A 17,477-nucleotide genomic window follows, 5' to 3' on the forward strand; every position below is an offset into this window, starting at 1 on the left:
CGGCGCGCCTGCTGGCGCCGCGGCCGTGATGCTCCGATCGACGGAATTGACGGCGGCTTCAGGCCGCCGTCGTCGCATGCAGCGTCAGGAAACGCTTGAGGATGCCGGACGAATAGCTGCTCGCGATCGCCGACAGGAAGTGCGAGAACGACTGCGTCGCGTGATCGTCGGCCGTATCGGAGATCGTGCGCACGAGCGCGAACGGCACGTCGTGCTCCGCGCACACCTGCGCGATCGCGGCCCCTTCCATTTCGACCGCGAGCGCATCCGGCAGCGCGTCGCGCAGCGCGACGACCTCGCGCTCGCTCGACACGAAGCGGTCGCCGCTGATGATGAGCCCCGCGTGCAGCGTCGCGCCGCCCAGGCCGAAGCGTTCGGCGAACTGCGCGCCCTCTTCTGCGACGAACTGCGTGCAGGCTTCGCGGAGACAGGCCGTCAGCACGGCGTCGGTTGCGAAACGCGTGATGCCGAGCAACGGCACCTCGTAGCGCGGAAAGAGCGGCGACGCATCGAGATCGTGCTGCAGCAGCGTATCGGCCACGACGACATCGCCGACGCGCACCGTACGCGACACACCGCCCGCTACGCCGGTGAACACCACGCCCGCCACGCCGAACACGTGGATCAGCGCGCTGACCGTCGCGGCGGCCGCGACCTTGCCGACCCGCGCAAGCGTGACAACGCAGGCCGCGCCGTGCACGGTGCCGACGTGATAATCGCGGCGGCCGAGCGTGACCGTCTTCATCGCGCCGTCGGCGCGCATCGCGGCGATCAGGTCGCCGAGTTCCTCGGGCAGCGCGGCCAGGATGCCCAGCGGGCGGGCCGAAGACGTGGAAACCTTATCGATGCCCATCATTCCACCGCCTGCAGTTTCGCGACCGCGAGCGCGAGCCACTTCTCGCCGTGCCGCTTGAATTTCACCTGCGCCTTCGCATCGGTGCCGTTGCCTTCGAGCGCGGTGACGGTGCCTTCGCCGAACTTGGTATGGAACACCTGCTGGCCGACCCGGAAGCCGGTATCAGCGGCGCGCTGCTTGTTCGCGAACGCCGGCAGCGGCGCGGACACCGCTGCATCGACGATCTGCTCGCGGCTGCCGCCGCCCGGCCGCGCGAACCAGTCGCGCCCGTATCCGGCGTTGTCCGACCGGCCGCCCCAGCGCGAACCGGCCTCGACCTTCGGCGTCAGCCACTTGAGTACGTGTTCGGGCAGTTCGTCGAAGAAGCGCGAGCGCACGTTGTAGCGCGTCTGGCCGTGCAGCATCCGGCTCTGCGCGAACGACAGGTAGAGCAGCTCCTTCGCGCGCGTGATCGCGACGTACATCAGCCGGCGCTCTTCCTCGAGGCCGTCCGATTCGAGCACGCTGTTCTCGTGCGGGAACAGCCCTTCCTCGAGGCCCGTGATGAACACGGCCGAGAATTCGAGCCCCTTCGCCGCGTGCACCGTCATCAGCTGCACGGCGTCCTGGCCGGCCTGCGCCTGGTTGTCGCCGGCCTCCAGCGACGCATGCGACAGGAAGCCGGCGAGCGGCGTCATCGTGTCGGGGTTCTGTGCCGGGTCAACGGGCGATACCGGATCGAGCACCTCGACCGCCGGATCGTCCGTCGCGGTGCCAAGCTCGGGTGCCGCGATCGCACCCGCGCGCAGCGGGATCGAACGGGCGGGCGTGTCGAGCCCGTAGCCTTCCTCGGCGATGAACGCGGTGGCCGCGTTCACGAGTTCCTGCAAGTTCTCGAGACGGTCCTGGCCTTCGCGCTCGCCCTGGTAGAAATCGGCGAGACCGCTGGCGCGCACGATGTGCTCGACGGTGTCGGGCAGGTTCATCTGCTGCGTGTCGGCACGCATCTTCGCGACCAGGTTCGCGAACCCGCCGAGGCTCGTGCCGGCCTTGCCCGTCACGTACGGAATCGCGGCGGCCATCGAGCAGCCGTACAGGCGCGCGGCGTCGGCGAGCTGCTCGATCGAGCGCGCGCCGATCCCGCGGGTCGGGAAGTTCACGACACGCACGAACGCCGTGTCGTCGTTCGGGTTGTCGATCAGGCGCAGGTACGCGAGCGCGTGCTTCACTTCCTGCCGCTCGAAGAAGCGCAGGCCGCCGTACACGCGGTACGGGATGCCCGACGACATCAGCGTATGCTCGATCGAGCGCGACTGCGCGTTGCTGCGGTACAGGACGGCCACTTCGCTGCGCGCCATCCCGGTGTTGATCAGCGAGCGGATCTCCTCGACGATCCAGCCGGCTTCCTGCGAATCGGTGCTCGCCTCGTACACGCGCACGGGCTCGCCGTGGCCCGCGTCGGTGCGCAGGTTCTTGCCGAGGCGGTGCGCGTTGTTCGAGATCAGCTGGTTCGCCGCGTCGAGGATGTTGCCGTGCGACCGGTAGTTCTGCTCGAGCTTGATCAGGTTGCGCACGCGGAATTCGTTTTCGAAGTCGCGCATGTTGCCGACGTTCGCGCCGCGGAACGCATAGATCGACTGGTCGTCGTCGCCGACCGCAAAGATCGCGTTCTCGCCGCCCGCGAGCATCTTGAGCCACGCGTACTGCAGCTTGTTGGTGTCCTGGAACTCGTCGACGAGGATGTGCCGGAAGCGCGCCTGGTAATGCGCGCGCAGCGGTGCGTTGTACGCGAGCAGCTCGTAGCAGCGCAGCAGCAGCTCGGGGAAATCGACGACGCCCTCGCGCTGGCATTGCTGGTCGTATGCCTGGTACAGCTCGACGAACTTGCGGTTGAAGTTGTCGGACGCGTCGACCTTGTCGGGACGCAGCCCCTGCTCCTTCGCATTGTTGATGAAGTACTGCACGTTCTTCGGCGGGTACTTTTCATCGTCGACGTTCGCGGCCTTCATCAGCCGCTTGATCGCGGACAGCTGGTCGGCCGTATCGAGGATCTGGAAGGTTTGCGGCAGGCCGGCGTCGCGCCAGTGCGTACGCAGCATCCGGTTGCACAGGCCGTGGAACGTGCCGATCCACATCCCGCGCGTGTCGATCGGCATCATCGCCGACAGACGCGCCATCATCTCGCGCGCGGCCTTGTTCGTGAAGGTGACGGCGAGCACGGTGGGCGGCGATGCGTAGCCCTGCTGGATCAGCCACGCGATGCGCGTGATCAGCACGCGGGTCTTGCCGCTGCCCGCCCCTGCAAGGATCAGCGCCGGTTCGTTCGGCAACGTGACGGCGGCGAGTTGTTCGGGGTTCAGATTGGCGAGCAGATCGGGCATGGAGCGGCAGCGGACGGGCGAGAAAAATGCGGACCCGACATTATAAGTCGGCCGAGCGATGCCGTTCCCGATCCGTTCGACCACGCGTCTCGGACGCGCTGCCGGCGCGTTGCGGCCCCGTCGCGACAGGGCCGTTCCGGCAAGGCGATGGCTGGCCGATGGGCATCCATTTATAATTGTCAGATTCGGCATCCAATTCACGCATTTTTCGGCAGATTTCCAACATGAGCGACAACACGCTTGCGAAGAGCTTCGAGCCCCACACCATCGAGTCCCAATGGGGGCCGGAGTGGGAAAAACGCGGCTATGCCGCCCCGGCGTTCGATCCGTCCCGCCCCGATTTCGCGATCCAGTTGCCGCCGCCGAACGTCACGGGCACGCTGCACATGGGCCACGCGTTCAACCAGACGATCATGGACGGCCTCGCCCGCTACCACCGGATGCTCGGCGAGAACACGCTGTGGGTGCCCGGCACCGACCACGCGGGGATCGCCACCCAGATCGTCGTCGAGCGCCAGCTTGACGCGCAGGGCGTCTCGCGCCACGACCTCGGTCGCGAGCAGTTCGTCGAGCGCGTGTGGGAATGGAAGGAGAAGTCCGGCTCGACGATCACGGGCCAGGTGCGCCGCCTCGGCGCGTCGACCGACTGGTCGCGCGAATACTTCACGATGGACGACAAGATGTCGGCCGCCGTGCGCGACGTGTTCGTCACGCTCTATGAACAGGGCCTGATCTACCGCGGCAAGCGCCTCGTCAACTGGGATCCGGTGCTGCTCACCGCGGTGTCGGATCTCGAAGTCGCGAGCGAAGAGGAAAACGGCCACCTGTGGCACATCCGCTACCCGCTCGTCGACGGCTCGGGCTCGCTGACCGTCGCCACCACGCGCCCCGAGACAATGCTCGGCGACGTCGCGCTGATGGTGCATCCGGAAGACGAGCGCTACGCGCACCTGATCGGCAAGCTCGTCACGCTGCCGCTGACGGGCCGCGAGATCCCGGTGATCGCCGATGATTACGTCGACCGCGAGTTCGGCACGGGCGTCGTGAAGGTCACGCCCGCGCACGACTTCAACGACTACCAGGTCGGCCAGCGCCACAACCTCGCGCCGATCGAAATCCTGACGCTCGACGCGAAGATCAACGACAACGGCCCCGAGCAGTATCGCGGCCTCGACCGCTTCGACGCGCGCAAGGCGATCGTCGCCGATCTCGACGCGCAGGGTTTCCTCGACTCCGTCAAGCCGCACAAGCTGATGGTGCCGCGCGGCGACCGCACGGGCGTCGTGATCGAGCCGATGCTGACCGACCAGTGGTTCGTCGCGATGACAAAGCCGGCGCCGGAAGGCACGTTCAACCCGGGCAAGTCGATCACCGAAACGTCGCTCGACGTCGTGCGTAACGGCCAGATCAAGTTCGTGCCGGAAAACTGGACGACCACCTACTACCAGTGGCTCGAGAACATCCAGGACTGGTGCATCTCGCGCCAGCTGTGGTGGGGCCACCAGATTCCCGCGTGGTACGGCGAGAACGGCGAGGTGTTCGTCGCGCACAACGAGGAGGAAGCGCGTGCGCAGGCTGCCGCCAAGGGTTATGCGGGCGCGCTGAAGCGCGACGAGGACGTGCTCGACACGTGGTTCTCGTCGGCGCTCGTGCCGTTCTCGTCGCTCGGCTGGCCGAACGAAACGCCTGAACTGAAGCACTTCCTGCCGTCGTCGGTGCTCGTCACGGGCTTCGACATCATCTTCTTCTGGGTCGCCCGGATGGTGATGATGACCACGCACTTCACGGGCCAGGTGCCGTTCCACACCGTCTACGTGCACGGCCTCGTGCGCGATGCGGAAGGCCAGAAGATGTCGAAGAGCAAGGGCAACACGCTCGACCCGATCGACATCGTCGACGGCATCGACCTCGAGGCGCTGGTCGCGAAGCGCACGACGGGCCTGATGGACCCGAAGAAAGCCCCGACGATCGAGAAGAAGACGCGCAAGGAGTTCCCGGACGGCATCGCCGCGTTCGGCACCGACGCGCTGCGCTTCACGATGGCGTCGATGGCGACGCTCGGCCGCAACGTGAACTTCGACCTCGCACGCTGCGAAGGCTACCGCAACTTCTGCAACAAGCTGTGGAACGCGACGCGCTTCGTGCTGATGAACTGCGAAGGCCACGACTGCGGCAGCGACAAGCCGGAAGTGTGCGGCGCGGGCGATTGCGGCCCGGGCGGCTACCTCGACTTCTCGGCGGCCGACCGCTGGATCGTGTCGCTGCTGCAGCGCACCGAGGCCGACATCGCGAAGGGTTTCGCCGATTACCGCTTCGACAACATCGCAAGCAGCATCTACAAGTTCGTGTGGGACGAATACTGCGACTGGTATCTCGAACTCGCGAAGGTCCAGATCCAGAACGGCACGCCGGAACAGCAGCGCGCAACCCGCCGCACGCTGCTGCGCGTGCTCGAGACGGTGCTGCGCCTCGCACACCCGATCATCCCGTTCATCACCGAAGCGCTCTGGCAGAAGGTCGCGCCGCTCGCGGGCCGCTATCCGCAGGGTAAGGCCGAGGGCGAAGCGTCGCTGATGGTGCAGGCGTACCCGGTCGCGAACCTGCAGAAGATCGACGAGGCGTCCGAGCAGTGGGCGGCCGACCTGAAGGCGATCGTCGACGCGTGCCGCAACCTGCGCGGCGAGATGAACCTGTCGCCGGCAACCAAGGTGCCGCTGCTCGCTGCCGGCGATGCCGAGCGCCTGCGCTCGTTCGCGCCGTACGTCCAGGCTCTCGCGCGCCTGTCGGAAGTGCAGATCCTCGCGGACGAAGCGGCGCTCGACAAGGAAGCGCACGGCGCGCCGATCGCGATCGTCGGGCCGAACAAGCTGGTGCTGAAGGTCGAAATCGACGTCGCGGCCGAACGCGAGCGCCTGTCGAAGGAAATCGCGCGCCTGACTGGCGAAATCACGAAGTGCAATGCGAAGCTCGGCAACGAGGCATTCGTCGCGAAGGCGCCGCCGGCGGTGGTCGAACAGGAACAGAAACGCGTCGCGGAATTCCAGAGCACGCTCGAAAAACTGCGCGCGCAGCTCGATCGGTTGCCTGCGTAACAAAGGGTAAGGCCGTTTGCGTTCACTATAATGGGGACGTGAACATGTACCGTCTGACAAGTCGATTACAGGAATAAAGGTTCGATCATGTTGAAAGTCACCAAGGCGGTATTCCCCGTTGCCGGCCTCGGCACGCGGTTCCTGCCGGCAACGAAGGCGAGCCCGAAGGAAATGCTGCCGGTCGTCGACAAGCCGCTGATCCAGTACGCGGTCGAGGAAGCGATCGCCGCCGGCATCACCGAGATGATCTTCGTCACCGGGCGCAGCAAGCGCGCGATCGAGGATCACTTCGACAAGTCGTACGAGATCGAGGCCGAGCTCGAGGCACGCGGCAAGGAAAAGCTGCTCGAGCTCGTGCGCAGCATCAAGCCGAGCCATGTCGACTGCTTCTATGTGCGCCAGCCGGAAGCGCTCGGCCTCGGCCACGCGGTGCTGTGCGCGGAAAAGCTCGTGGCCGACAACCCGTTCGCGGTGATCCTCGCCGATGACCTGCTCGACGGCAACCCGCCCGTGATGAAGCAGATGGTCGACGTGTTCGACCACTATCACAGCTCGGTGATCGGCGTCGAAGAGATCCCGCCGTCGGAGACGAAGTCGTACGGGATCGTCGACGGCAAGGAGTGGGAGGAGTCGATCGTCAAGATGTCGGCGATCGTCGAAAAGCCGGCGCCGGAAGTCGCGCCGTCGAACCTCGGCGTGGTGGGCCGCTACATCCTGAAGCCGCGGATCTTCGAGCACCTGCGCAAGCTCAAGCCGGGCGCGGGCGGCGAGCTGCAGCTCACCGACGCGATCCAGGCGCTGCTCGCCGATGAACAGGTGCTGGCCTACAAGTACCAGGGCACGCGTTACGACTGCGGCAGCAAGCTCGGTTACCTGAAGGCGACGGTCGAATTCGCGCTTCGTCATTCGGAAGTCGGCGTGGAATTCGACGAATACCTGCGCACGCGCGGCGGCGCGCACCCGGCCGCCTGAACGCGGCAAGGGCTCGCCCCGGCGGGCCCGCCCTCACCTCACCGGCCGCCGCTCAGCGCGCTTCGGCCGGCTTCACCGAGACGACGCCCGGCATTCCGCCCGCGTCGTCTTTTTTCGTCTTGACGAGCCAGCCGTTGCCCGCGTCGAACGGTACCTTCGCGAGCGCGCTCTTCACGAGCGCCGGCGCGGCCTGCTGCGTGCCGGGGTCGCGATCGCGCAGCGACGCCGTCACGCGATACACGTCGGCACCCGAATTCGCGTCGACGAACCGCAGCGTCAGCACGTGGCGGTAGACCTTGCCTGCGAACGGCAGCGCGAGCGGCGACGGCCCATCGACCGTCACGCACGCGCTGCTCGCCGCACCGCACTGGTCGGCGACGGCCGCGACCGCCGTCGGCTGCGTCGCGTAGGCGACCGACAACCGGTAGCGCGCGTCCTTGAGCGACTTCGCATCGAAGCCGCGATGTGCAAGTTCGTCGCGCACGAGCGTCTCGATCTGCCGGTATTCGGCATCGTTGGCCTGCGCGGCCGTCCGCACGAAATCGTAGCCGTGCGCATCGGACGCGAACGCGTTCGGCTGCCCGATCGCACTCACGCCGCTCGTCACGCCGGCGCAACCCGTCAACAGCGACGCCGCCAGCGCGGCCGCTGCCCATTCCTTTCTCATGGCTTTCCCCAAATGCCTGCCGTCGCGCCCGGCCCTGTCAGGCGGACGGCTCGTCGATCGCGGGCAACGATACCGTCACCGCGGTACCGACACCCACCTCGCTGTCGACCGTCACGCTGCCCCCATGGCGCGTGACGACCGTCTTCACGAATGCCATGCCGAGCCCGGAACCCGAAATCTCGGGCCGCTCGCCGGCGTGGAATCGCTTGAAACGTTCGAACAGATGCCGCTGATCTTCCGGCGCGATGCCGTACCCCTGATCGCGAATCGTACAGAACATCCGCTTCGACGCGTGCTCGATCGTCAGCGTACACGCGATCACGGTGTCGGACGGACTGTATTTGACCGCATTGTTAATCAGGTTCACGAAGGCGCGCGTGATCAGCGAGCGATCCGCACGCACCCAGCACATGTCGGCGCCGACCTCGGTGTCGATGCGGATGTGCTTCGCCTGCGCCTGCGGCCATACCTCGTCGCTCGCATCGATCAGCACGTCGACGAGGCTCGTCACTTCGAACTGGTACGCCTGCGACTCCGCGCGCGCCAACTGCACGAACTCGTCGGCGAGCGACAGCGCGCGGTGCGCGTAGCGCTCGATCCGCGCGAGCAGCCCGCGCGTCGCGTCGGTCTCGACGCGGTCGCGCTCGATCTCGACGAGCGCGAGGATCGAAGCCTGCGGCGAACGCATGTCGTGCGACAGCAGGTGCAGCGCCTCCTCGCGATGCCGCTCGGCCGCGTGCAGTTCGGTCACGTCGACGAGGCCGGCAATCCAGCCCGTCACGCGGCCCTGCGCGTTGGTACAAGCCGCGTAGCGTAACAGATGGTCGAGGCCGTCGCGATCGCGCACCTCGATACCGCGCGCCATCGCGTCGTGCTCGGCCTCGAGCGTCGGGTCGAGCGCGGCGGGCCAGTGCTCGCGGATCGCCGCATCGTGCTCCGCGTTGCCGTCGACGGTCTTCATGAACGTCAGCTCGCCGAGCGCGGTGCGCAGCGGCCGCCCTTCCGGCAGCGGCAGCGCGAGCCGCGACCCGTAGCGCTTCGCCGCATGGTTCGCGATCAGCACCGTGCCGGCCAGGTCGGTCACGAAGATCGGCTCGGGCATGCTGTCGAGGCTGTCCCACACGAAGCGCTTCATGTCCTGCACGCGCTGCGCGGCCTGCGCCATCAGCGCCATCTGCCGTTCGAGCAGGTCGCCGCCGACGCTGCGCGTGCGCGGCGCCTCGGGCAGCAGGTGCGGCTCGTCGGCGAGCCGCTGCAGCTCGCGGCGCAGGTACGACATCGTCATTTCCAGGCGTCGCCAGTTCCAGATCGGGTAGACGGCGATCAGCCCGAAGATCGCGGGCGCCGGCGACAGCCAGATGCGCGCCTCGAACAGCAGCGCCGTGCTCGCGACGACGGCGAGCACGGCAAGGCTCAGCGTCAGCAGCAGCGCGCGCCACGGCGACAGCATCAGGAAGCCGCCCAGCAGCGCGGCGAGCGGCAGCAGCGACGCGGCGAACAGCCCGGCTCGCGACGCGGGCGAAATCGCGCTGCCGGTGGCCAGCATGTCGAGCACGTTGGCATGGATATACACGCCGGCGAGCGGGCCGAAGTCGCCGGACACGGGCGTCGCGAAGCGGTCGTACAGCCCCGACGCCGTCACGCCGACGACGACGATCTTGCCGCGCAGCGCGTCGGGCTTCACGCGCCCTTCGAGCACGTCGTCGAACGACAGCGTCGGATAGGCGGGCGTGTTGCGGCTGAACGGGATCAGGTAGCGGCCCTCGCCCGCCGCATCGCGCGACAGGTCGTGCGCATGCGCGCCGGGCGCGCCGCCGACCGGATGCAGCCGGCCTCCCTGGATCGCGCGATACACGGGCACCATCAGTTGCGGCCAGCGCACGCGGCCGTCGCTTTCGAACAGCGCAACGCTGCGGACGATACCGTCGCGGTCGACTTCGAGGTTGATGTGGCCGAGCCCGACCGCGCGCGCCGCGAGCGCGGCCACCGGCGGATCGACCTCGCGCGTGCCGTCCGCTTGCTCGGGGCTCAGCAGCACGGGCAGGAAGGTCGGCACGTGGCTCATCGCGTCCGCGAACGTGCGATCCTCCGGAGACGGTTCGGTAAACAGCACGTCGTAGACGACGGCCGCCGGCTGCGCGCGCGCCAGCGTGTCGAGCAGCCGCGCATGCACGTCGCGCGACCACGGCCAGCGGCCGAGGGCGGACACGCTCTGGTTGTCGATGTCGACGACCACCACGTCGGGCGACAGCGGCAGGCTGCGCAGCATCAGCAGCCGGTCGTAGATCAGGCCGTCGACGCTCGCCGACAGGCGGCCGATCGCACATGCGAGGATCACCGCGATCCCGAGGCAGCCGATCGCGATCCATTCGATCAGGAAGCGGCGGCCGAGGCGCCGCCGCGGGGAAACGGAGTCGGGTTTCATGCGCCGCGGATCAGCGCGACAGCGTGAACGCGCTGACCGGACTGGTCTTCTCGTAGAACTTGCCGCCTTCGAATTCCTCGACGGTCACGGCCCAGAAATAGTCGCCCGGCGGCAGGTGCGCGACGGTGATCTGGCGCGCATGCAGGCCGACCTGGTCGACGACCGGTGCGCTCAGGTCCTTCGAGCGCGACAGCACGAACCGGTAGCGCGCATCCTTGCCCGAACCGTTCGGCGACCAGCGGAACTCGTAGCCGCCGGCGCCGGGCGACGCGCTTGCGTCGAGCCCCATCACGCGGCGTTCGAACGCGTACGTGCGCGGCCGGCCCTCAAGGCCGTTCGCATCGATCGCGGCGACCCGCACGAAGTAGTTCCCGTTCGGCACGTCGCGAAAGACCGCGCGCGGCGAATCGGTGCGCGTTTCGCGGAACAGGTCGAGCAGCCCGGCGTCGTGCGCGAGCTGCAAACGGTAGGCATGCGCGTCGGCGAGCGGCGCGACGTCGAATGCAACGTCGGGCTCGTCCTGGACCTTGTCGGGATGCGCGAGCGCCGGCGCAGGCAGCAGCTCGACGGGCGCGCCGACCGCACCGGACGAGGTCGCGACGCTGCCGAAATTTGCATGCACGAGCGTCGGGTCGGCCGGCTGCCGGTCGCCCGCGACGCCGACCGTGCCGTCGAGCACTTCGACACGCGTCGACGCATTGCCGACCGCGTCGTAATTCACGCGAAAGTGCGTGCCGCGCACGCCGGCCACGACCGACGGCGAACGGATCTGGAAGCGGTCGTCGCGTTTCTTCAGGTGGGTGACCTCGCTGTCGACCGAGCCGCGGGTGAGCTCGAACTCACGATCGAGCGTACCGGTCAGCACCGTGCGGCGCAGCGCCTTCAGGTCGAGCTGGCTGTCGGGCGGCAGGCTCATGTGCGTGCCGTCGGCGAGCTCGAGCGTCACGAAGCCGTTCGGGCCCGTGCGCACGCGATCGCCCTCGGCGAGCGTCGCGTCGTTCGCGAGCGGCGCGTAAGCATCGCCGGACGCGCGTTCGGCCGTACCCTGCACCGCGATGACGCGCGCGGTCAGCTTTTCCTTGCGCAGACGCGCCACCGGCAGCTTCAGCGCGATGCCGGGCTGCAGGCGCTTCGGCGCGGGCACGCCGTTGATCTGCTGAAGCAGTTGCCAGTCGTCCGCGCCCTGCAGGTAGCGCGCGGCGACGTCGTACAGCGTGTCGCCCGCCTGCGTGCGGTAGACGACCATCTTGCCCGCGGCGGCGGGCGGCTGCGCGGCCGCATGCTGCGCGGCGAACGCAAACGCGACCGCGCAGGACACGCGCAGCGCCGCCGTGCGCAGGTTCGCCGTGCGCTGCGTGATTCCCGCGGTCACTCCGGTTCCCCCTGGCCGACCCGCTCGAGCCGGTAGCCGTAGCCGTAGATCGGCGCGAGGCGATAGCCGTTTTCGGGCCGCAGGCCGAGCTTGGTGCGCAGCATCGAGATGTGCGTATCCATCGTGCGCGACGGGATGTCGGTCGCCTGCTTCCACACGAGATCGAGAATGTGCGCGCGCGACAGCGGCCGGTCGAGGTGCTGGAACAGCAGCAGCGCGAGCTCGAATTCCTTCTGCGTGAGGCTCACGGCCTTGTCGCCGACGTAGGCCTGCTTCAGGTTCACGTCGAAACGGAATTGATCGAATTCGCGAACGGTGGCCTCGGCGTTGACCGGATACGCGCGGCGCAGCAGCGAGCCGATGCGTGCGCGCAGGATCGGGCCCGACACGGGCTTGACCACGTAATCGTCGGCGCCGGCGTTGAGGATCTGCGTGATCCCCGCCTCGTCGTCACGGCTCGTCATGAAGATGATCGGCAGGCTGTGCTCGGTCTGATTGGCACGCACCCACTTCAGCACTTCCTCGCCGGACATGTCGGGCACGTTCCAGTCGAGCACCAGCAGATCGAACGTCTCGCGCTGCAGACGCTTCTTCAGGGCCTTGCCTTCCTTGAACGCATAGCACGTGTGGCCAACGGCCGTCAGCGTTTGACTGACGAAATCCGTCTGGGCCGGATCGTCATCCAGTACAGCAATTCTCATAGCACCCCGCAAATCGAAATCGATTCGTCCAGTTCAGCTCCCCGCCCTCAACCCGGTCGCGCAGCACGCGCGAAGCTTCCGGATACCGGCCGGCGAGCCGTCGTTCGCCGCTCGCGCCATCTGCGCAAACCGGCGACCCCGGCTAAATATCTCAAAAACGGGGCGCGGACGAACCGGCGATTTCATCATAGTAGTATGAAATTCGCCAATAAATTGCGCGGACTACCGTCTTTTCTTCGAATAATCCTTCCCGCCGCGCAATCGAGCGCCTAGTCGACGCCCGCCACCGGCTCGGCGACATCGTCGGCCGGCAAGTGCTGCGACAGCGATTCCGGACGCGCCGGCTGTGCAAGCATCCGCTGCAGCTGGCCGCGCACGCGCTCCCACGCGGTGGCCGCGTAGTCCGGCTGGCCCGCCGCCCACGCCTGCGCCAGATCGAACACGCGCTCGATCGTCGCACCGCAGTAGGTCAGGCCCGAGCCGTCGTCCAGCGCGGCATCGCGCAGCCGTTCGTCGAGCCACTCGGCCAGCCACGGCATCTCGGCCGCAGCCGAATCCGCATAGGCCTCCAGCGCGGCACGCGCGTGGCGATCCTGCTGCGGGTCGAGCTCGATACGGCTCAGTCCCGATACGCTGCGTTCCGCTCCGGACGGACTTCGAATAGTCCCTGGTCTGAAGGACATGTCCTCTCCCCGTTGTACGACGGTAGCGTCAGGCATGGCCCCCGTGCCCGCCATAAGACGTACCGTGGCCGGCGCCTCCGCTGGGAGCGGACGACCGGCCGGGTCAGTATACGCAGCCGATCACGAAGCGAGGTTTAAGAATTGTCAGAAAAGCGCGCCCGGCGGGCGCCGGGCGCGGCAGGCACCGTGACGCGGGCCGTCAGCGGCGGCGCATCAGGAACACGAATGTCTTGTCCTGCGTCGTCGATTCGACGATTTCGTTGCCCGTCTGCTTCGCGAACGCGGCGAAATCGCGCTGCGAACCCGGATCGGTCGCGAGCACCTTGAGGATCTGCCCGCTTTCCATATCGGCGAGCGCTTTCTTGGCACGCAGGATCGGCAACGGGCAATTGAGCCCGCGCGCGTCCACTTCCTTGTGAATCTGCATCGGCTTTCGACCTTCGAATGACGCGCCACATGCGGCGCGGGAGGAAGCCGCGATTTTACCGCAGCGCTGCCGCGCCTGCCCGGGCAGCCCATGGCGTGGCGCGCACGGGCACCGGGCTCACGCGTCGGAAAAACCGCCCGCGAGCCGCTCGCGCAGGTGCCGCACGAGCGCGCGCACCGCGCTCGGCACGACCGGGCTGTACGGGCGGATCGCGAAGATGTGATCGCCGAATGCGCCCGACGGCCGCCAGCCGTCGAGCAGAGCGACGAGCCGGCCGGCGTCGAGATCGCGCTGCGCGCTGAAATCCGGCAGCAGCGCGATGCCGAGCCCGCCGAGCGCGGCTTCGCGCATCGCCTCGCTGTTGTTCGCCGCGAAACTGCCGCGCACGGGCACGCTCACGCGCTCGCGCCGCCGGCCGTGCGGCTCGAAGCTCCATGCGGCCGGCTCGTTGTCGCGCAGGTAGCACAGGCAGCTGTGATCGACGAGTTCGCTCGGATGACGCGGCGCGCCGCGTGCGTCCAGGTAGTCGCGGCTCGCGACGAGCAACGAGCGCGTGTCGCACAACTTCCATGCGACGTGGGTCTGCGGCGCGGTGGTCGTATGGCGAATCGCGAGGTCGAAACCCTCCTGCGTCAGCGAATGCAGCCGGTCCGACAGGTCGAGCTCGATTTGCACGCCCGGATGCTGCCGCAGGAAATCGGGCAGGTGCGGCACGACCTGCTGGCGCCCCAGCGCGACCGGCACCGTCACGCGCAGCAGGCCGCGCGGCTCGCCGGCCAGATCCTTCACGCGCGCGAAGTGCTGCCCGATCGACTCGAACGCGTCGCGCGTGCTGTCGACGAGCGTCTGGCCCGCGTCGGTGAGCCGCACGCTGCGCGTCGTGCGACGCACGAGCGGCACGCCGGCTGCTTTTTCGAGATCGGCGATGCGCTGGCTCATCGCGGCCTTGCTGATGCCGAGCCGCTGCGCGGCGGCCGTGAAACTGCCGGCCGCGGCCAGCACCGTCAGCGAATGGATATGCGGCCAGAGCGCCTGGACATTTTGCTGATTCATCCACTGATTATTCAGAATTCTGAACAGTGAATCAAGCTGCGCGGCCTTCTCCCACCCTGCGCGTTTGCCTAGACTGGGTGCTGTCCACTCCCACCCGATCCCCCAGGAGACACGATGAATCCGGTTCCCGCGTACACCTCCGACGCCGACGTCGGCCACTATGTCGACGGCGCGCCCGTCGCCGGCCGCAGCGGCCGCTTCCAGGACGTCCTCAATCCCGCGCTCGGCCGCGCGGTGCGCCGCGTCGCGCTCGCCGACGACAGCGAAGTGCAGCAGGCCGTCGCGTCGGCCCATGCCGCGTTCCCCGCGTGGGCAGCGACGCCGCCGATCCGCCGCGCGCGCGTCCTGCACCGCTTCCTGCAGCTGATGAACGAGCACCGCGACGCACTTGCGGCGATCATCACGGCCGAGCACGGCAAGGTGTTCTCCGACGCGCAGGGCGAAGTCGCACGCGGCATCGACATCATCGAATTCGCCTGCGGCGTGCCGCAGCTCCTGAAGGGCGATTTCACCGACCAGGTCAGCACCGGCATCGACAACTGGACGATGCGCCAGCCGCTCGGCGTCGTCGCGGGCATCACGCCGTTCAACTTCCCGTGCATGGTGCCGTGCTGGATGTTCCCGGTCGCGATCGCGACCGGCAACACGTTCGTGCTGAAGCCGAGCGAGCGCGACCCGTCGGCGGCACTGTTCATCGCCGACCTGCTCACGCAGGCCGGGTTGCCGGCCGGTGTGTTCAACGTCGTGCAGGGCGGCAAGGGTGCGGTCGACGCGCTGCTCGACCACCCGGACGTGCAGGCCGTCAGCTTCGTCGGCTCGACACCGATCGCGGCGTACGTGCAGCAGCGCGCGGTGCAGTCGGGCAAGCGTGTACAGGCGCTCGGCGGCGCGAAGAACCATCTGGTCGTGATGCCCGATGCGAACCTCGAGCAGGCCGTCGACGCGCTGATCGGCGCCGCGTACGGCTCGGCCGGCGAACGCTGCATGGCGATCAGCGTCGCGGTGCTGGTCGGCGACGTCGCGGATCAGATCGTGCCGCTGGTGGCCGAGCGCGCCCGCAAGCTGGTGATCGGCGACGGGATGTCGCCGGAAGTCGAGATGGGCCCGATCGTCACCGGCGATGCGCTCAAGCGCATCGAAGGCTATATCGAGCAAGGTGTGAACGAAGGCGCGCAACTGGTGGTCGACGGTCGCGGGCTGCGCGTGCCGGGCCGCGAGGCTGGCTTCTTCACCGGCGGCACGCTGTTCGACCACGTGACGCCCGACATGCGGATCTACCAGGAAGAAATCTTCGGGCCCGTGCTCGGCTGCGTGCGCGTGAAGGACTTCGGCGAGGCGGTCGACCTGATCAACGCGCACGAGTTCGGCAACGGCGTGTCGTGCTTCACGAGCGATGGCGGCATCGCACGCGAATTCGCGCGGCGCATCCAGGTCGGGATGGTCGGCATCAACGTGCCGATCCCGGTGCCGATGGCGTGGCATGGCTTCGGCGGCTGGAAGAAGAGCCTGTTCGGCGACATGCACGCGTACGGCGAGGAAGGCGTGCGCTTCTACACGCGCCAGAAGTCGGTGATGCAGCGCTGGTCGTCGAGCATCGGCAAGGGTGCCGAATTCGCGATGCCGACCGCGAAGTAAGCCAACCGGCGTGCAGCCCGCCGATCGAGGTCGCAGGCGGCACGCCGACCGTAAAGGTCAACCGGCCTTCGTGCCGTGCGCGCCGTCGGCGGTCGGCAGGTACGACAGCTCGAGCCGGTACGCGAGCGCGACGAACAGGCTCTGCGCGAGGCCCATCGTGGCCGTCAGCGCGCGGAAGCCGAACGTCTCGCTGTCCTGCACCATCAGCGTCACCTCGGCCTCCCGCGCAAGCGGGCTCATCCGGCTGTCGGTGATCGCGATCAGCCTCGCGCCACGCTGCACGGCCTGCTGCGCGACCTGCACGGTTTCCTCCGCGTACGGCATGAACGAGATGACGATCATCACGTCGCCCTCGCGCACCGACCGGATTTGCCCGAGATGCATGCTGCCCAGCGCGCTGAACAGCCCGATGCGCTTGTCGGTGTGCTGCAGCGCGTAGTCGAGGTACACCGCGATCGGAAACGCGCGCCGCGAGCCGGCGATCCAGATCGCCTGGGTGTCGGCGAGCAGGTCGACGGCCTGCGCGAGCGCTTGCGAATCGAGCGTCTGCCGCAGCTGCTGCATCCCCGCGATGCTGCCCTTGATGAACTCGTCGGCGATCTGCTCGGGCTGCAGGCTCGACGAGCCCGCTTCGATCACGTCGCGCAGCCGCAGGTTGTATGCGCGCCCCGGCGCGATCTGCTGCGCGAGCCCTTCGCGGAACAGCCGCTGCATCTCGGAGAAGCCGGAAAAGCCGAAATGCTTCGCGAAGCGCACGACGGCCGACGGCTGGACGCCGCACGCCTCCGCGAGCGACTGGATGCCTTCCAGGCCAAGCTGGTCCCGATGCGTTTCCACGTGGCGCGCAATCACCTTCAGGCGATTGCTGAGGCCGTCGTACTCCTGCGTCAGATGCTGCAGGAACTGTTCGACGGTGGCGGGAGGTTTCTCGGATGAACTCATCGGATAGCGCGAAGTTGACGGCCCCGATGCGCGCGCGATGCGGACGGACGCGGCCCGGGGCTCAGCTGGATACATGCATGAAGGGCGAATTTAATCACGTTTGCGGCGCGGCCTGCGCCGCGCGCTCGCTCCCACGCGCTCGATCATCACTTGCCTACGCTCCACGGCGATACTGGAGGCGATTGTCCAACGCTCGCGCGACGTCGTAAAGATTAGGGTGTCTACCGAGCCGGCCATCGGTGCAAAACGGCGGGAAGCCGCCCGCCCCTCGCCGCAACCGGCTCGTGCCGTC

The 17,477-nt window shown here is 67.8% G+C and carries 13 protein-coding genes; 3 read left to right on the forward strand and 10 right to left on the reverse strand.

From position 1 onward, the window contains the following. Positions 1-58: 58 nt before the first annotated feature. The gene (locus tag HAV18_RS28560; RefSeq protein ID WP_166962843.1) at positions 59-856 is read right to left on the reverse strand and encodes a 5'-methylthioadenosine/adenosylhomocysteine nucleosidase; all 798 of its coding nucleotides are present in this window, start codon (positions 854-856) and stop codon (positions 59-61) included. Continuing rightward, a complete protein-coding gene (locus HAV18_RS28565) occupies positions 853-3,216 on the reverse strand; it encodes a UvrD-helicase domain-containing protein (protein WP_166962845.1) in 2,364 nt (787 codons plus the stop codon). Before HAV18_RS28565 ends, HAV18_RS28560 begins: the two co-directional genes overlap by 4 nt. Positions 3,217-3,440: 224 nt before the next feature. Here HAV18_RS28565 and HAV18_RS28570 point away from each other — a divergent pair, with 224 nt between their 5' ends. Beyond that, the gene (locus HAV18_RS28570) at positions 3,441-6,308 is read left to right on the forward strand and encodes a valine--tRNA ligase (RefSeq protein ID WP_166962849.1); all 2,868 of its coding nucleotides are present in this window, start codon (positions 3,441-3,443) and stop codon (positions 6,306-6,308) included. A gap of 87 nt (positions 6,309-6,395) precedes the next feature. Then, entirely contained in the window at positions 6,396-7,280 is an 885-nt protein-coding gene (gene galU, locus HAV18_RS28575; RefSeq protein WP_166962850.1) for a UTP--glucose-1-phosphate uridylyltransferase GalU, read from the forward strand. A 52-nt stretch (positions 7,281-7,332) separates the two neighbouring features. On the opposite strand, the gene HAV18_RS28580 is transcribed toward galU, so the two are convergent. The 7 genes from HAV18_RS28580 to HAV18_RS28610 form a co-directional block, all read right to left on the reverse strand. Further along, complete coding sequence (locus HAV18_RS28580) at positions 7,333-7,947, reverse strand: DUF4136 domain-containing protein (RefSeq protein ID WP_166962852.1); 615 nt, start codon at positions 7,945-7,947, stop codon at positions 7,333-7,335. A gap of 37 nt (positions 7,948-7,984) precedes the next feature. Continuing rightward, a complete protein-coding gene (locus tag HAV18_RS28585; RefSeq protein WP_166962854.1) occupies positions 7,985-10,372 on the reverse strand; it encodes a CHASE2 domain-containing protein in 2,388 nt (795 codons plus the stop codon). 10 nt (positions 10,373-10,382) lie between these two features. After that, positions 10,383-11,744 carry a FecR domain-containing protein gene (locus HAV18_RS28590; RefSeq protein ID WP_166962856.1) on the reverse strand — a complete coding sequence of 454 codons (1,362 nt, stop codon included), beginning with the start codon at positions 11,742-11,744 and terminating at the stop codon, positions 10,383-10,385. Beyond that, on the reverse strand, positions 11,741-12,445 hold the full coding sequence (locus HAV18_RS28595; RefSeq protein ID WP_006490421.1) for a response regulator transcription factor: 705 nt from the start codon (positions 12,443-12,445) through the stop codon (positions 11,741-11,743). The genes HAV18_RS28590 and HAV18_RS28595 overlap by 4 nt, the downstream gene beginning before the upstream one ends. Before the next feature lie 269 nt (positions 12,446-12,714). Then, positions 12,715-13,128, reverse strand: coding sequence for a peptidase (locus tag HAV18_RS28600; protein WP_166962858.1), 414 nt, complete (start codon positions 13,126-13,128; stop codon positions 12,715-12,717). Positions 13,129-13,327: 199 nt separating this feature from the next. Then, complete coding sequence (locus HAV18_RS28605) at positions 13,328-13,555, reverse strand: sulfurtransferase TusA family protein (protein ID WP_006402122.1); 228 nt, start codon at positions 13,553-13,555, stop codon at positions 13,328-13,330. Positions 13,556-13,672: 117 nt separating this feature from the next. Then, a complete protein-coding gene (locus HAV18_RS28610) occupies positions 13,673-14,608 on the reverse strand; it encodes a LysR family transcriptional regulator (protein WP_166962860.1) in 936 nt (311 codons plus the stop codon). A gap of 114 nt (positions 14,609-14,722) precedes the next feature. Between HAV18_RS28610 and HAV18_RS28615 the strand changes: the two genes are divergently transcribed. Continuing rightward, positions 14,723-16,243 carry a CoA-acylating methylmalonate-semialdehyde dehydrogenase gene (locus HAV18_RS28615; protein ID WP_166962862.1) on the forward strand — a complete coding sequence of 507 codons (1,521 nt, stop codon included), beginning with the start codon at positions 14,723-14,725 and terminating at the stop codon, positions 16,241-16,243. Positions 16,244-16,300: 57 nt separating this feature from the next. Here the strand turns inward: HAV18_RS28615 and HAV18_RS28620 are convergent, their stop codons facing one another. Then, positions 16,301-17,185: a MurR/RpiR family transcriptional regulator gene (locus HAV18_RS28620; protein ID WP_166962864.1), complete on the reverse strand. Its 885-nt coding sequence runs from the start codon at positions 17,183-17,185 to the stop codon at positions 16,301-16,303. Positions 17,186-17,477 lie beyond the last annotated feature (292 nt).

This window comes from Burkholderia sp. D-99 (assembly GCF_011605345.1).
Classification (GTDB): Bacteria; Pseudomonadota; Gammaproteobacteria; order Burkholderiales; family Burkholderiaceae; genus Burkholderia.

What these genes read in the sequence shown, in the direction of transcription:
- HAV18_RS28560 (WP_166962843.1), bottom strand. Translation starts at nt 856, where the DNA reads ATGATGGGCATCGATAAGGTTTCCACGTCTTCGGCCCGCCCGCTGGGC.
- HAV18_RS28565 (WP_166962845.1), bottom strand. Translation starts at nt 3,216, where the DNA reads ATGCCCGATCTGCTCGCCAATCTGAACCCCGAACAACTCGCCGCCGTC.
- HAV18_RS28570 (WP_166962849.1), top strand. Translation starts at nt 3,441, where the DNA reads ATGAGCGACAACACGCTTGCGAAGAGCTTCGAGCCCCACACCATCGAG.
- galU (WP_166962850.1), top strand. Translation starts at nt 6,396, where the DNA reads ATGTTGAAAGTCACCAAGGCGGTATTCCCCGTTGCCGGCCTCGGCACG.
- HAV18_RS28580 (WP_166962852.1), bottom strand. Translation starts at nt 7,947, where the DNA reads ATGAGAAAGGAATGGGCAGCGGCCGCGCTGGCGGCGTCGCTGTTGACG.
- HAV18_RS28585 (WP_166962854.1), bottom strand. Translation starts at nt 10,372, where the DNA reads ATGAAACCCGACTCCGTTTCCCCGCGGCGGCGCCTCGGCCGCCGCTTC.
- HAV18_RS28595 (WP_006490421.1), bottom strand. Translation starts at nt 12,445, where the DNA reads ATGAGAATTGCTGTACTGGATGACGATCCGGCCCAGACGGATTTCGTC.
- HAV18_RS28600 (WP_166962858.1), bottom strand. Translation starts at nt 13,128, where the DNA reads ATGTCCTTCAGACCAGGGACTATTCGAAGTCCGTCCGGAGCGGAACGC.
- HAV18_RS28605 (WP_006402122.1), bottom strand. Translation starts at nt 13,555, where the DNA reads ATGCAGATTCACAAGGAAGTGGACGCGCGCGGGCTCAATTGCCCGTTG.
- HAV18_RS28610 (WP_166962860.1), bottom strand. Translation starts at nt 14,608, where the DNA reads ATGAATCAGCAAAATGTCCAGGCGCTCTGGCCGCATATCCATTCGCTG.
- HAV18_RS28615 (WP_166962862.1), top strand. Translation starts at nt 14,723, where the DNA reads ATGAATCCGGTTCCCGCGTACACCTCCGACGCCGACGTCGGCCACTAT.
- HAV18_RS28620 (WP_166962864.1), bottom strand. Translation starts at nt 17,185, where the DNA reads ATGAGTTCATCCGAGAAACCTCCCGCCACCGTCGAACAGTTCCTGCAG.